Origin of the sequence: Coraliomargarita algicola, from assembly GCF_033878955.1 — a bacterium.
GTDB lineage: Bacteria > Verrucomicrobiota > Verrucomicrobiia > Opitutales > Coraliomargaritaceae > Thalassobacterium > Thalassobacterium algicola.
Genome location: NZ_CP138858.1, coordinates 685525 through 699812, shown reverse-complemented (window position 1 = coordinate 699812; position 14288 = coordinate 685525). Strand labels below are relative to the sequence as shown.

General features: G+C 49.3%; 7 protein-coding genes. 5 read left to right on the top strand and 2 right to left on the bottom strand.

Translation table 11 applies throughout. From position 1 onward, the window contains the following. Positions 1-12: 12 nt before the first annotated feature. The 5 genes from SH580_RS02760 to SH580_RS02740 all read left to right on the top strand — a co-directional run bounded on the left by SH580_RS02760 (position 13) and on the right by SH580_RS02740 (position 11585). On the top strand, positions 13-2832 hold the full coding sequence (locus SH580_RS02760) for a GH116 family glycosyl-hydrolase (RefSeq protein ID WP_319833481.1): 2820 nt from the start codon (positions 13-15) through the stop codon (positions 2830-2832). Positions 2833-3045: 213 nt separating this feature from the next. After that, complete coding sequence (locus SH580_RS02755; RefSeq protein ID WP_319833480.1) at positions 3046-5553, top strand: glycosyl hydrolase family 95 catalytic domain-containing protein; 2508 nt, start codon at positions 3046-3048, stop codon at positions 5551-5553. Positions 5554-5691: 138 nt separating this feature from the next. Then, on the top strand, positions 5692-7110 hold the full coding sequence (locus tag SH580_RS02750) for a sulfatase family protein (RefSeq protein WP_319833479.1): 1419 nt from the start codon (positions 5692-5694) through the stop codon (positions 7108-7110). A gap of 201 nt (positions 7111-7311) precedes the next feature. Next, the gene (locus SH580_RS02745) at positions 7312-10842 is read left to right on the top strand and encodes a hypothetical protein (protein ID WP_319833478.1); all 3531 of its coding nucleotides are present in this window, start codon (positions 7312-7314) and stop codon (positions 10840-10842) included. 188 nt (positions 10843-11030) lie between these two features. Beyond that, on the top strand, positions 11031-11585 hold the full coding sequence (locus tag SH580_RS02740; protein ID WP_319833477.1) for a hypothetical protein: 555 nt from the start codon (positions 11031-11033) through the stop codon (positions 11583-11585). A 40-nt stretch (positions 11586-11625) separates the two neighbouring features. Here the strand turns inward: SH580_RS02740 and SH580_RS02735 are convergent, their stop codons facing one another. Next, positions 11626-12282 carry a LuxR C-terminal-related transcriptional regulator gene (locus tag SH580_RS02735; RefSeq protein WP_319833476.1) on the bottom strand — a complete coding sequence of 219 codons (657 nt, stop codon included), beginning with the start codon at positions 12280-12282 and terminating at the stop codon, positions 11626-11628. Beyond that, the gene (locus tag SH580_RS02730; protein WP_319833475.1) at positions 12279-14210 is read right to left on the bottom strand and encodes a histidine kinase; all 1932 of its coding nucleotides are present in this window, start codon (positions 14208-14210) and stop codon (positions 12279-12281) included. The genes SH580_RS02735 and SH580_RS02730 overlap by 4 nt, the downstream gene beginning before the upstream one ends. Between the last annotated feature and the right edge of the window lie 78 nt (positions 14211-14288).

Below are 14288 nucleotides of genomic sequence, written 5' to 3'. Positions count from 1 at the left end.
GCCCCATTATTTATGAGTGTAGATCATTACCCCCTAAAAACTACTGGCGACAGCTCTGCACAAAGCAGTTCGATGACTGCAATCAGTCGCCGAAAATTTATTCAAGCGGGCGGACTGAGCTCCGCTCTTCTGTTGATTGGTCGTTTGCCTGTAATGGCAGGGCCTTTTACTGCGAAAGACTTTGAACAACTGATACCAGCCGATAAAAAACTGAGCGCTAATTGGATTGCTGCGCTCACCAAGCGCGGGGCCGCTGAGGTTTTTTCAGGCGAGGAATTGAAATATATTGGTATGCCGATTGGTGGTATCGGCTGTGGTCAATTGTATCTGGCGGGAGATGGACGGCTCTGGCATTGGGATATTTTTAAATCCAACTACAAGCGCGAAAAGCATGAGATGAAGATGAGTGCCATGACTATGGGAGGGCACTACCCGCATCCAGTGGCTGTGGGGGAGGAATACACACATCAAAATGGTGAACAAGTGGCTCAAGGTTTTGCGATCCGGGTGCAGTCGGGCGAGCAATCATTCGTGCGGTCACTGGATGGTAAAGGATTCCCCGGAGTGACTTTTCGAGGGGAGTATCCTGTCGGGCGCGTGACTTACCGGGATTCGGATTTTCCTGCGAAAGTGCAGCTCGAAGCCTTCAGTCCCTTTATTCCTTTAAGGACTAAGGACTCCGCGCTGCCGGCTACCACCATGCGCTACACCGTAACGAATACTTCGGATGCGAAGTTGAAGGTGGATCTGGGGGGCTATTTGCAAAATGCCGTCTGCCCATACACTGTAGAGGCTGCATTCGGTCAGCGCAGGAACCAATTGCAACAGAGCCCACTGCGCACTTCCGTGTTGAGCACTGTAGCAGGTTCGCAAGCCATAACCAAAGAGCATGGCTACGGCTCAAGCGCACTCACCATTTTGTCGGACGCGAACGTTCGGGTGAGCGCTGCGCCGTCGATCGGCAAGCCGCAGGATGCGAAGCAATTATTTACTGAACTCGATCAAGCCGATACGGCTGCAGTGACTCGACCATTAGATGAATTGCTGGTTGGCGGTATGATGGCATCGATAGAGCTCGCGCCCGGTGAAAGCCAAGTCATCACCTGTCTGGTCACTTGGTATTTTCCTTACCATCAAAGGCGGGAAGGGCACGTCGGGCAAACGTTCGGCAATCGACATTATCTGCCTTGGTTCAAGTCTGCTGGCGAAGTGGCAGAGTATATTGCCGGGAAAAGTGAAGAACTGATTGATGGCACCTTGCTTTGGAATCGAACCTGGTATGACAGTTCACTGCCTTATTGGTTGCTCGATCGCAGCATGATTGCGCTGGATTGTTTAGCCACACAAACTTTTCACTGGTTTGATGACGGGCGTCCCTGGGCATGGGAAGGTGTGGATTGCTGTGAAGGCACCTGCACGCATGTGTTTCACTACGCTCAAGCGATGGGGCGCATCTTCCCGGAATTGGAGCGCAGTCTGCGGGAAAAGACAGATTACGGGCAGGCCTTTATCGAAGAAACGGGCGGCATTGGCTATCGGGGCCATTCCAGACAGAAGGTTGCGGAAGATGGTCAGGCGGGCACGATCCTACGCGTCTATCGCGAGCACCAGATGTCCGCTGATGATGCCTTTTTGAAGCGCCTGTGGCCGCGTGTGAAGCAGTCGATTGAATACCTGATGACGAAAGATCCGGACGAGGACGGGATCATGACCGGTGCACAGGAAAATACACTCGATGCGGCGTGGACCGGTAAATTTGCGTGGATGAGTAGTATGTATCTGGGGGCTTTAGCTGCCGGGGAGGCAATGGCGATCGAAGTCGGTGACGATGCTTTCGCGAATAAATGCCGCAAGATTCTGGACCAAGGTTACCAAAATATTGTGAGCGATTTGTTTGATGGTGAATACTTCATCCACAAGCCGGGGCCGCCTGTCGGTAAAGGGTTTAATACGAATGTCGGTTGTCATATCGATCAAGTGCTCGGCCAGTCCTGGATGCATCAGGTGGGATTGGGACGTGTGATTCCGAAGAAAGAAACGGTTTCTGCGCTCGAGAGCATTTGGAAATACAACTTTGCCCCTGATGCGGGTAGCTATGCGCTCAAACATCGGGAAATTGAAGAAGCTTTTCGCTGGTATGCAATGGAGGGCGAAGCGGGCCTCCTGATGACGACATGGCCAAAAGGAGGTGCGAAAGACGCCATCCCCGGCGATACGCTGCGTAGTGTGGAGAACCCCGAAATGTGGACAGGTCCGGGGGGCTATTTCAACGAGTGTATGAACGGCTTTGAATATCAAGTCGCTTGGCACATGGTGGCCGAAGCCGCTCCCGATAGTTCGTTGCTGGAAAAAGGTCTCGCGATCATGAAGGCGGTCCACGATCGCTATGGTGCGGCGAAGCGCAATCCGTATAATGAGATCGAATGTGGCGACCACTATGCACGCTCAATGGCATCTTATGGTATCTTTCTCACGGTATGCGGTTTTACCTATCATGGGCCGAAGGGAGCCATCGGTTTTAATCCAAAGATCCATCCGGAGAATTTTAAGGCTCCATTTACTGCCGCCGAAGGTTGGGGGACGTATCGTCAGCAGCTTAGTGCCGACACGATGCATGCGCAACTCAAGCTGAACTGGGGCAGCCTTTCGATGAAAACACTGCAATTGGTGCCACGGGGGCTGAGACCTCAAAAGGTTGAAGTTAGTTATCGGGGGGGAGCAATCGCGGCGGTTTTAAAACAGGTCAACGACCAGTGCATCATCGAATTGGAACAGCTAATCACCCTCGCAACCGACACAGTGTTGGATGTGAAACTCCTAGCTGAGAGTTAGAGATAAAGTGCTTAATGTCTGTGAGCTAATTACCAGCAGGACTGGGGTGTATTTGTTACGTCATTATTTTTTGGATACAGTAATGATAGTGACAGTAGGTTTTTCACTTATCTCGCGTATTTGCTCGATTGTGCGATTGTTACTGTGGGTGTAAACTGAGCTTACCCTATCCGCTCCATGCGTGGATATTGAAATTTATACCCCATAATTAACATGCTCAATCGTATCTCCAAAATACTAGCTGGAACTGCTCTCTTCTCAACATCTTTACTTTCGATTGGACAAGCTGAGGTCTCTTATCGACGTGGCATGACGCTACTCACACCGGCAGACCAGTGGCGGGAGGCTTTACCCTCGGGAAATGGAACCGTGGGCGCGTTGGTTTATGGGGCGGTGAATGCTGAGCGAGTGCTCTTTAACCATAACGAGCTCTGGTATGGAGGAAAGATCGACGAAGTGCCTGATATGTCGGCAGAGCTGCCTGTGGTGCGTCAGCTGATGTTGGATGGCGAATACCTTGAAGCGAACGATTATTATCGGAAGAAGCTGGGTGAGAAGGGCTTCTCTGCCAGAAACGCGATGTATCATCCGGCTTTTGATGTGTTGCTCACCACCGAAACGCAGCAGATTTTCAAAGACTATTCACGGACAGTGGATTTTGAGACGGGCGAGGTTGTTGTTAATTGGCGTGATGGGGATACGGAATATGCACGCAGCTTGTTTGTTTCTATTCCAGATGGGATATCGGTCATGCAGATTCGTGCCAATCAAGCAGGCTCGGTGAGTGGGGATGTGACTTTGGATATTCACGACCTCAAAGATGCGATTCAGCAGAACGGTGATTACTTCGATCCGGGTTTTAAATACAAGACAGTCGCGGAGGATGGATTTGTTGAGTTTATGGCTGATGGCTCCGATGGGGGTGAATTTGGCGGAGTGCTGCGTGCGGTTGCATTTAAAGATGGCAAGGCGAAGGCTGTGCTTAATGTGACTGATGAGACACACTTGCACTTTAACAATGTAGATGAGGTGGTTTTATTAATAGCCATCTATGCAAATGAAGCGAGTGAGACCGCGGTTCCGCGTTTGAAAGATCAACTGGCTAACTTAAAGCCTAATTACGCGGCCCTATTTGAGCGTCATGCGGAAATGCATCGAGCTAAATTCAATTCGATCGGTATTGATATCAACACTACTGAGGATCGTTCTACTTCAAACGAACACTTGCTCCTGGATGCCTATTCAGGCAATGCGGCCTCGACAGAGCTTTTGGAAAAACTCTTTGATTACGGGCGCTATCTGTTGATTTCCAGTAGCACCGCGGGTGGTTATCCTCCCGGATTGCAAGGTATTTGGAATGGTGATTACCGCGCGCCTTGGAGCGGCTTGTATGGCATTAACGAAAATTTGCAGATGAACTATTGGCAGGCTTTACCAGGGAATTTACAGGAGTCGATGATGGCCTTTTATGACTATTTCGATGCGCATTTGGATGAGTTTCGCTATAATGCTAAACAATTATGGGGCACTGAGGGTATTTACATTCCTCCTTTTATGTCTCCGGAGTCCGGCGTGATGCGGATGACGGCCCCGCACGTGGTGCACTGGACAGATGCGGCTGGGTGGTTGGCATCCTTCTACTACGATTATTATCTTTTCACTGGAGATGCCGAATTTCTGGAAGAGCGTGCGATTCCTTTCATGAAGGAAGTCGCCTTGTTCTATGAAGATTATGCGGTCCTAGGCGAGGATGGAACCTATGTGTTTTTTCCTTCCCAGTCTCCGGAGAATCAACCCGCAGATATGATGATCGAGGATCCGAAAACCGGGCGTGTGACCAAGATTAAGGTGCAGATGAATTCCACGATCGCGGTGGCAATTTGCAAAGAAGTGCTGACTAATCTGATCCGCTCGTGCGAAATACTAAATGTCGAAGCGGAGGGTGTGGCTCGCTGGAAGAAAATGCTAGCTCTGATGCCCGAATATCAGATCAACGAAGACGGGGCGCTGCGTGAGTGGATGCATCCGGATTTTACAGACAACTATGAGCACCGCCATCAATCTCATATCTATCCGGTCTTTCCAGGTAATGAGGTGACAGAAGAATCGGATCCTGAGATCTACGAGGCCGCACGCGTGGCGATTGAAAAACGTCTGGTGATTGGTCTTCAGTCTCAAACCGGTTGGTCCTTGGCCCACATGGCCAATGTTTATGCGCGCCTGGGTGATGGCGATAAAGCACTCGAAGCGTTGGATATCTTAACCCGCAGTTGCCTGGGGAAGAATTTCTTCACTTACCACAACGACTGGCGCAGTATGGGCGTGACTTTGCCGTTCAAATGGGGGCAGTCAGCACCTTTTCAAATGGATGCCAATTTTGGTATTACAGCCGCGATTACTGAAATGCTTTGTGGCTCGACTGTCGATATGCTCCGTATATTACCCGCATTGCCAACAAAATGGGAGGCCGGTCAATTTAAAGACCTGCAGACCCGGGTGGGAGTGACTACCTCGGCGCAGTGGGATCTGTCGAAGAAGGAGATCCGTTTGCAACTCACTGCAGGGCGCGCCACCGAGTTTACGCTAAAATTGCCCCGCGCGATTCAGTCGATTGAGAGTGATCAGCTCGGTCAGGTGCAATCGTCAGAATTGGGTGATCAATATCGAGTGCTGAATTTGGATGAAAATCAAAGTGTAAGCATGACCATTCACCTCCGATAGAGAGTTTACAATTTTGCAGAACGTATTTATCTAGAGCACGATACCCCGTTGTTTTTACCACTTAGATGTGGAGGTCGTTAGGACGCTATAACGCTATAACTGACTGTCTTCATTTGTTTAAAACTTATTATAATTTTTATGAAAAAAATCCCCATGATTATCACCCTGATTGCGAGTTTGGTGTCCACCAGCCTCCCATACTCGCATGTCGAAGCTTCCGAGGCTGTCGCGAGTCGACCGAATATTTTGTTTATTTTTGCCGATGATTGGGGCTGGGAAGACCTGAGTTGTCATGGACATCCGTATGTGAGGACGCCCAATATTGATCGCCTTGCAGTCGGGGGGACTGACTTCCATCGTTTTACCGTCGCGAGTGGTGTGTGTTCACCGAGTCGCACGGCGGTGATGACCGGACACTTTCCTGCTCGATATAATGTCGATGGTCACTTTGCCTGGGTGAAGGATAATGCGCGAAGAGGCATGCCGGATTGGGTGGACCCAGCGGCACCGATGCTTCCCCGTATGCTGCAATCCGCGGGCTATCGAACAGCTCACTTCGGCAAGTGGCATGTTTCCAACAATATGATCCCTGATTCGCCTCCGGCTTCAGAATATGGTTATGATGAATACGGCACTTTTAACGCATCGGGCGAACAAATGCCCTATGATCACGATGCTCGGCGGGCAATCGCATTTATGGAAAAGGCCAAAGCAGAAGAGCGGCCCTTTTTCATAAACTTATGGATTCATGAGCCGCACACACCGTTCCACGTCATTCCTAAATACCGTCAAATGTTTCCCGAGCTTGAGGACGATGGCGACAGTATCTATGCGGCTACGCTTGCGTATGCTGATGAGCGTATCGGCGAGGTGTTGGATGCTTTGGATGCGCTGGATCTAGCGGACGACACGCTGGTGATCTTTAGTTCGGATAATGGGCCCGCACGGGCACGTGAGGGGCAGGAATTAACAATGAGCTATGATTCTGCAACTGGAGTCGGCTTCGGTATCGCCGCTTCCAAGGGACTCACTGGAGGCCGCAAGGGCTATAAGGCCGCATTATATCAAGGTGGGATCAATGTTCCGTTTATCGCACGCTGGCCCGGGAAGATCCCTGAAGGGGCGATTGATGATCAGTCAATGATTTCTGCGGTCGATTTGTTGCCAACATTTTGTAGTATCGCAGGTGCTGACTTAGCCGAAGGATATGAGCCGGATGGCATCAACCAGGTTGCGACCTTGTTGGGAGAATCCACAACGGGACGGGAGAAAGATTTGTTTTGGAAATCTGAAACTCGCCGCACTAAGCCGGAAGCATCCTCTCATTGGGCGAATTATGTCGTTGTTTCAGACCATTGGAAATTCCTGACGAATGGTGACCCCTCCAATATGGAGCTCTACGATATTGTTGCAGATCCTTTAGAGTCCGAAAACTTGGCGGAGGCACACCCGGAAACAGTTCTACAGTTGCAGCAAAAGCTGACTGCGTGGCTGGCAACACTGCCTGCAGAGCCGACGGGAGATGTATTTTCCGAGCTGCGTGATAGCTTAGAATAGATGCGATGTGAGAGTGCGTGTCCTTTCTATAATATCGATAGGAATGGATGCGTCATTGCTCTCAGATTCGCTCTATATATAGCTTCTATTTGAATCGTCGCGAGAACTCGCGATAGACAAATATATGTATTCTGCTAGATTATCAGCCTTGAAAGTTTAGCTTCTGCTTCTCCTATTATTTATACCCCCAAAAGCGCGAAAATGTATTCAAAGATAGTCAATTTGCGTGAAGTGCCGAACAGAAACGATGGCTTCGCCTTGGTGATCGCTTTGAGCCTAATGGCTTTTATCCTTTTGCTATTATTGTCCATTACGACATTAGTTCAGGTGGAACAACAAGGTTCTGTCATCTCAAGCGAGAAGATCAAAGCGGAGCAAACAGCACTTCTTGCTATGCAAGTCGCTCTAGGGAAGTTGCAGTTGGCCGCTGGTGCCGATCAGCGCATTACTGCGACTGCTTCGATTCTTTCCAGCACTGGCAGTGCCGGGCTTGAGGCTGCTGATGGCAATCGCCGTTGGTTGGGGGTTTGGAATAATTCGGCGACGGATCACATGAATCCTACGGCATCACATGATGAACCGAGCGGCTCAAGTGCTGATGGTTTTATTGAATGGCTCGTTTCGGGAAACAGCGATGGAGTGAGTGATCAAGTTGGATATGTGAGCACAGCCTTGAATGCCAATGAGAGTATCATTCTCTTTGATATGGAAGAGGACCGCGAGGATGTGCGGGTTCCGCTAGTGGAAAGCTCGGGTGAGGATGTCGCTTATGCTTACTGGATTGAAGATGAAGGCGTCAAAGCCTCGGTGAAGCCCTTGCCAGCAGCATCGGATCTCGTCGTCAATAGTGGGACCTATTCGAATCCTTTGGTATTTGGTTCCAATTACGGTGCTGATTTAGGGCTGATGGGGGATGGGATGGCATCTGCAATTACATATCCAATTTCATCGGCTGCGAATGATGACTTGTTTCGAGCCATGCAGAAGGTGCAAAGTGATGAGGATCTGGAGTTCCCCGCCTCGGAGGATGATGCTTGGGTGAATGCAAATCGCCACGACTTCACGATTTATTCCCACAGCCTGATGACTGATGTCCGCAATGGGGGCTTCAAACAAGACTTGTCGTTGGCATTTGAAATGGATGGTGCGCTGCAAGGTCCCAACGGGCTGAGCTATTTCAATAATTCAGATTTTGTCGGTGATAGTGGAAATCGGGAAGTGGAAAATACACTCACTGGTGCGATCAGCCAGGCGCCGGGACATGATTTTTATAGTCGCTATGTGTATGCGCATTTTCCGTATGGCACAGCTTCTACGGTCAATAAAGCGCGTGGTCCGACTTGGCATTTATTGCGGGATTACTATAATTTATATAAGCGTTTAGAGCAGAGTTCAGGCAACCTCACCCTGAATGCACAGCCTTTCTATCCCAATAATCCAGAGGTGCAGAGTGCAAGCAATGCATATGATTTTCTCGAAGGGAGATTTGCAAAGGGGGGCGATCCGTTTGTTCAGGAGTTTACAGATTCTGGGGGCCGCTATTTGTATCATTTGAGCCGTGGAAATTATACACCCGTGATGTTGGGGTATCGTTTAATTTTTTCGGTGGCGTCCTATGAGTATGACTCTGTCGCCGACACTGCTAAGATCGCTTTCGCTTTCGACCCAGTCTATTATCTCTGGAATCCTTATGATAAGAGCATTCGGTTTGAGAACTATAAAGTTGAATATAATGAGGAAATTCCAGTCACAATTGAGTTCGAGGTGACTGATAATAATGGGCCACGAGCCATCGGCGAGGTGCTACTTACGGATTATTTAATCGAAAACGGTTGGGATGGCTCATCGGATAAATTGTATTCATTTTTGATGGATCCAGCGGGTGATGTAGTGCTTGCGCCTGGCGAAGTACGCTTGTTCTCTGCTTCTGGCACGAATGGAGATTGCTACCCCGGCGTGACTAATATTACCGCGACGAGTGGCAATATTTTAAGGCTACACCCCGAAGCAGGAGAGATTCTAGTGGATGGAGTGAGCGCTGCGACTATCAAAGTAAACTTAGGGATCACTACAAAGACGGCAGGGACTGATGCTCAGAACGGACGTTTCAGGTCGACTTCTTATCTTGTTGATGACGACGACCTCGCGAATGCACGCACTGGCACCCAACGTTCAACTCACTTGAAAACTCAATTTGTCTCTATTCAGACAAACTCGGCGGCCTCTGCAGGAGAGCAAGTCGATGTGGTTGAGCTTACTTTTGATGGGGCCAGTTTATCATCCAGAAAATCTTGGTTAGGCTATTTGGATTATTTGATGAAGCCAACTAATACGACTGCCGAGCCCACGGAGATTATGGCGGCTTTCAATCCACTGTCAGTCAGTTCAATCGGTGACATCCGTGTCTTTCCACAGCGGAATCGTTACTTACATCTAATTTCCGAGCCCTCTCTGAATGTCATGTTACCTGAGTCATTTGGCGATTCTGGCTTTTGGGGCTATGAGTATAGTTCTGCTGGTAGTAACTACATTCCTGCATTTTCGCTGCCATCGGATCCGATGACGTCTTTGGCGCAGTTGAGGAATGGCATGTTGACGCCCTATATTTTTGAAAATCCACGTGCGGTGGGAAATTCCTATGCAAATCCTCGCTTACCACAGGATGAATTGTATGGGGACATGCTGGGGCCTCAGACAGTTGAGCGCTATGATTCAACCTGGTTGCTGAACGACGCACTATGGGATAAATATTATTTCTCGGGGATTGCACCAGCCTACAGTTATAATTCAGGGGCTTATACTGCCAGTGAGGATTTAGAAGACGCACTGACTCGCTTTTTTGATCAAGATTCGGATCGATATGGAAATGCCAATTTACTCCCTAACATCGCGTCGGGAGCGACTTCCAATAGTCTCGCGGGCGAGCTTGCTGACGGTGAGGGCTATAAGGAAATCGCTGCATCGATACTGATGCAGGGTGGGTTCAATGTGAACTCTACATCAGTGGCTGCATGGGCAGCTATATTGGATGGTAATCGAGATCTGCCGGTCGATTATTTCGCGGCTGATAGTTTATCTGAAGCAACGGATTCGGGGGCGGGCGTGCCCTTTCTTAAGTCGCAACGTCCGAATGGAGATGCCAGTGATGCATGGGCTGGATTTGCTCGAGTGAATCCGAACTTGATTTGGGACGATCAAGGCACGCCAGACGATGAATCTGATGACACTGGTTTAGCGGCTGAGATTGTAAAACAGGTGCGCTTACGTGGGCCATTCATGAGCTTGAGTGATTTTGTGAATCGGCGCTTGGATACTGGTGAAACGGGGCGTCTGGGGGCGCTACAGGCAGCCATCAAAGCCACTGTCTTGAATGAAGATATCGAGAGCAATGAGGGTGTGCCGGCAGATTATTCCACGTATTATCAGAATGCAGATGGGGGAACTGGCTTTACCGCGGGCGGCATTAACGGATTCATCGAGCAAGCCGATATTTTACAAGTGATCGCTCCCAAATTGGTTCCTCGCTCGGATACATTCCGGATACGTGCTTATGGGGAGAGTCGAAATCTCAATGGGGAAATCGCCAGTCAGGCTAGTTGCGAGGTTGTGGTACAACGTCTGCCTGCATACGTCGATGAAGCTAATGATGCATTCACAGCCCCCGAAGATTTAAGCGTAACGAACAATTTGTTTGGTCGTCGTTTCAAAATAGTCAGTTTTAAATGGCTCTAAATTCTACCCCGTGATGTTGATTCGATCTATACTCCTCTTTTTCTGTATAACCATGGCTTCGGCCCTGAAAGTCTCTGCTCAGAGCGATGCTGATCAGGTTCGTGTTGTCTTCACTTGCTACGATTGGGCCAAGCGCGGCGTCGAGGAGGTGTACCTATCGGAATGGCGATCAATACGAGCTGATTGAAATGCGTAATCTTAGCCGCACCAAGCCCTATGTTTATTCGGGACCGGAACGCTTTCAGCTATTTAAGAAAGTAGCCAGCCTTGAGCCCGGAGTTTCCGAGGAGGCACAGTATCAAGTCTGTGGCGAAACGGTGATCCAGCAAAATGGTGGGCGTGTCTTGGTGGTCATCTCACCCGAAACTGATGAGTCGAGTGATTTTGATTATCGAATTTATACTTTGGAGGATTCCTTGAGTGAGTTTCCGCGGAATTCATTTCGACTGGTGAGCTTTGCCAACGAAACTTTGTATTTTCAAATTGAAGATCGCCAGCCTCAGAAGATCGAGCCTGGAGAGCGTTTGACGATTAAGCCGGAACTAGCCGAAGCAGGTTTTGTTTCGGTGGTTTTTCGAGATGCCGCAGGGGATTTACTCTACAGTAAAAAATGGTACAGCGAGCCCGAGGTGCGTGACCTGGTTTTTCTGAGGAATTACGATGGTCGCCGCGGTAAGGGGCGCTTAGGTGTGCGTATTATTACTGAGGTCGTGAAAGACCTTCGGGTGTCTCTGGCAGAGTAAGTGAGTCGAGCCTCGAACGGCTGTGACAAACCCGTTCGGGCTATTGAAATAGGCCGAGCTTGTGGGCGACGTTGACTGCTGCCGGGCCATTGTTTACATGCAGCTTTTCGTAAATATGACGGATGTGGGTGTCTACTGTTCGGTAGGAAATGCCGAGTTTATCTGAAATTTCTTTCTTAACGTAGCCTTCTGCGAGTTGTTCGAGAACTTCGCGTTCGCGGGTGGTGAGTATGGTGTTTACATCATCGTCCGGGGCATGCGCTCTGATTTGCTTGAGCAAGTAAGAGGCGACTTTAGGATCGAGTGATGAGCCGCCTGCGATGACTTCGCGAATGGCATCAATAATTTGATCGACGGTGGAAGATTTGAGCAGATATCCCGAAGCACCTTTAGCGATCGCGGTTAAGACGTCTGTCTCTCTGTTGGATTGACTCAAAATAATGATAGGAGTCTGTGGTGCCATTTCCTTCAACGCAGGCAGTGCTTCGAGGCCAGTCATACCGGTCAAATTTAGATCTAACAAGATGAGGGTAGGTGCTTTTGCCGCGGAGTCATTTTCCAGCACACGGAGCGCAAATTCGGCCGAGCTACATTGACGTCCGATTTCCATATCCGACTCTCCAGATAACGAGAATTCCAATACAGAACGGAATTCCTGGTTGTCTTCGATCAGCATGATTTGATGTTTTTTGGTCATAGGAAGAGTTTGGTTCTTTTGAATTTTATTATGAGTCGAATATGAGTGCCGTGAGGGTTTACGGGCTTGGTTTGAATGGCGGCTCGCATTAAGCGGGCTCTACGTAGTAGGGATTTTGGGGGAGCATTCATGCCACAGCCATTATCTATAACGGAGAGTCTTACGCTGTTGTGATTCGCTGCAATGCGTATATATACTTTGGTGGCCTGTGCATGTCGGTTAATATTTGTAAGGCTCTCTTTAAAAAAAAGATATAGGTCGATACGAGCACGGCGGGGCAGAGTTTCAAGTTCTTCTTCACCATAGATTCTTAAGTGAGTTTCGTGGTCGCCTAGGAGGCGTTGTGTATCTTGCTGGATTTCAAATACGATGTCTTGACAGATATTGTCTGCCTCTAGCATGTTGGTGCAGTGGCGTGCGGCTTCTCCTGTGCGCTCGGTCAATGCGCGAATGCGACGGACCGCTTCGACGAGGCGTTCGGGAGTGCTTATGGAACGTTCTGCAACATCGCCTAACATTCCGATGGCATGCAGGTTAGCCCCCAATTCATCGTGTAGATTGGCCGCAATACGCTGGCGGATGTGAACTTCCTTTCGGTAGCTGAGCATCTTGTAGTAGGGGATTGTGAATACAATCGCGAGTGCCATAAAGATCGCTGCTATGATGGCCCATCTGAGAAATAACTTCTGCTGTGTATAGCGTTTTTGTAGCTCTACTTGTAACTCTTGGAGAAGGGTAGAGAGTTCATGGCGGCGTGCTAATTCCTCTAACCATTGTTTCTGTGGCAGAATATGGCCATAGATATTCATGCCATCGACGAGTGCGCTGAGCGTGGAGTCACTGGTCTCACTGACGTAGTTAGTACTGATGGGCTTATTCCGCGCAATGTTGAGCCCCTGCTGAAGCACTTCGATCTCGGCAAAACTAACACGCGAGTCTTGGTTTTCCCTTCCATGATAATAGGGCGTGAGTGCGGTTAGTCGAATGTAGCGAGCGTTTGACGGTTTGGCGAAGTTCCAGCTGAGCACGGGGCCCATCTCAAAGATAGAGTTCAGTTTTACATCTAAGACTATTTCGGCATCGCTGAAATCTTCCTGATTGGCGGTTTCGACAATGAAATGCGGTGGGAGGCCAAATTCACCCGCGTGTGCAGTTGGGACTGTGTCTGCTTGATCGGTTGCATGGAGTCGGATACCTGTTATTTCAGTGGTTTCCAATAGGTCGATCGTAAGAGACGGCTTTTCGCCAACATCGATACTACTGACATAAGCGCGGCTGTGCTCTTCTGCCGCAGAATTAATTAGGTAAGGCAAGATCCCGTCGACAAGTGTTCCCGCATTACGTGTCGCGCTCTCATAGACTGGAGACGATGCCAACACGGGTTTACGCAGCGCGCGGTCTTCGTTGCCCTCGAAGACCATGATTTCAGATAGCTGAAAGATATACATGCCATCGAGGGCGCGCTGTGTGAGGTGATTTGTTTCCACTCTCACCCATGAGGCGCTTTCAGAATCCACAGGGATTTGCATTGGCGTGATCCCTGTGAAGGGAGCTTCGTCTGCATTGTAGGTAAAGATGACCTTACCCTCTGGATGGGCTGCATTACCGATTAGAATACGAAATTCCTGAGGAAAGGCGTCATTGACAAATCCGAAGCGCGTATCGCGCCACAAGGTGGGTATAATAAATATCGTATCTATTATGTAGCTGCCTTCTAGATCGATTTGTACCCACTCATAATGGTTTCCGTCGTCTGCATAAGCTTTGGATCGGTCCCCGACCGCACCCACGCCACTATTGAGGCTGGGATGGGCCAGTCCGTTCAATTCGGCTTCAGTTTGTTGCTTTAGTGCCTCCAGTTCATGCAGCCAGAGTTCCGTGAACGGTTGTGAGGACTCTGCGCCACTTGCTTGTATAAGTACAAGCAAAAGGATGCATGTGCAGATGGCTTTTATTGGGTGTAAGTTCTTCAAGCAGGAACCGATGTTGGTCGTGGATCGCTAGGG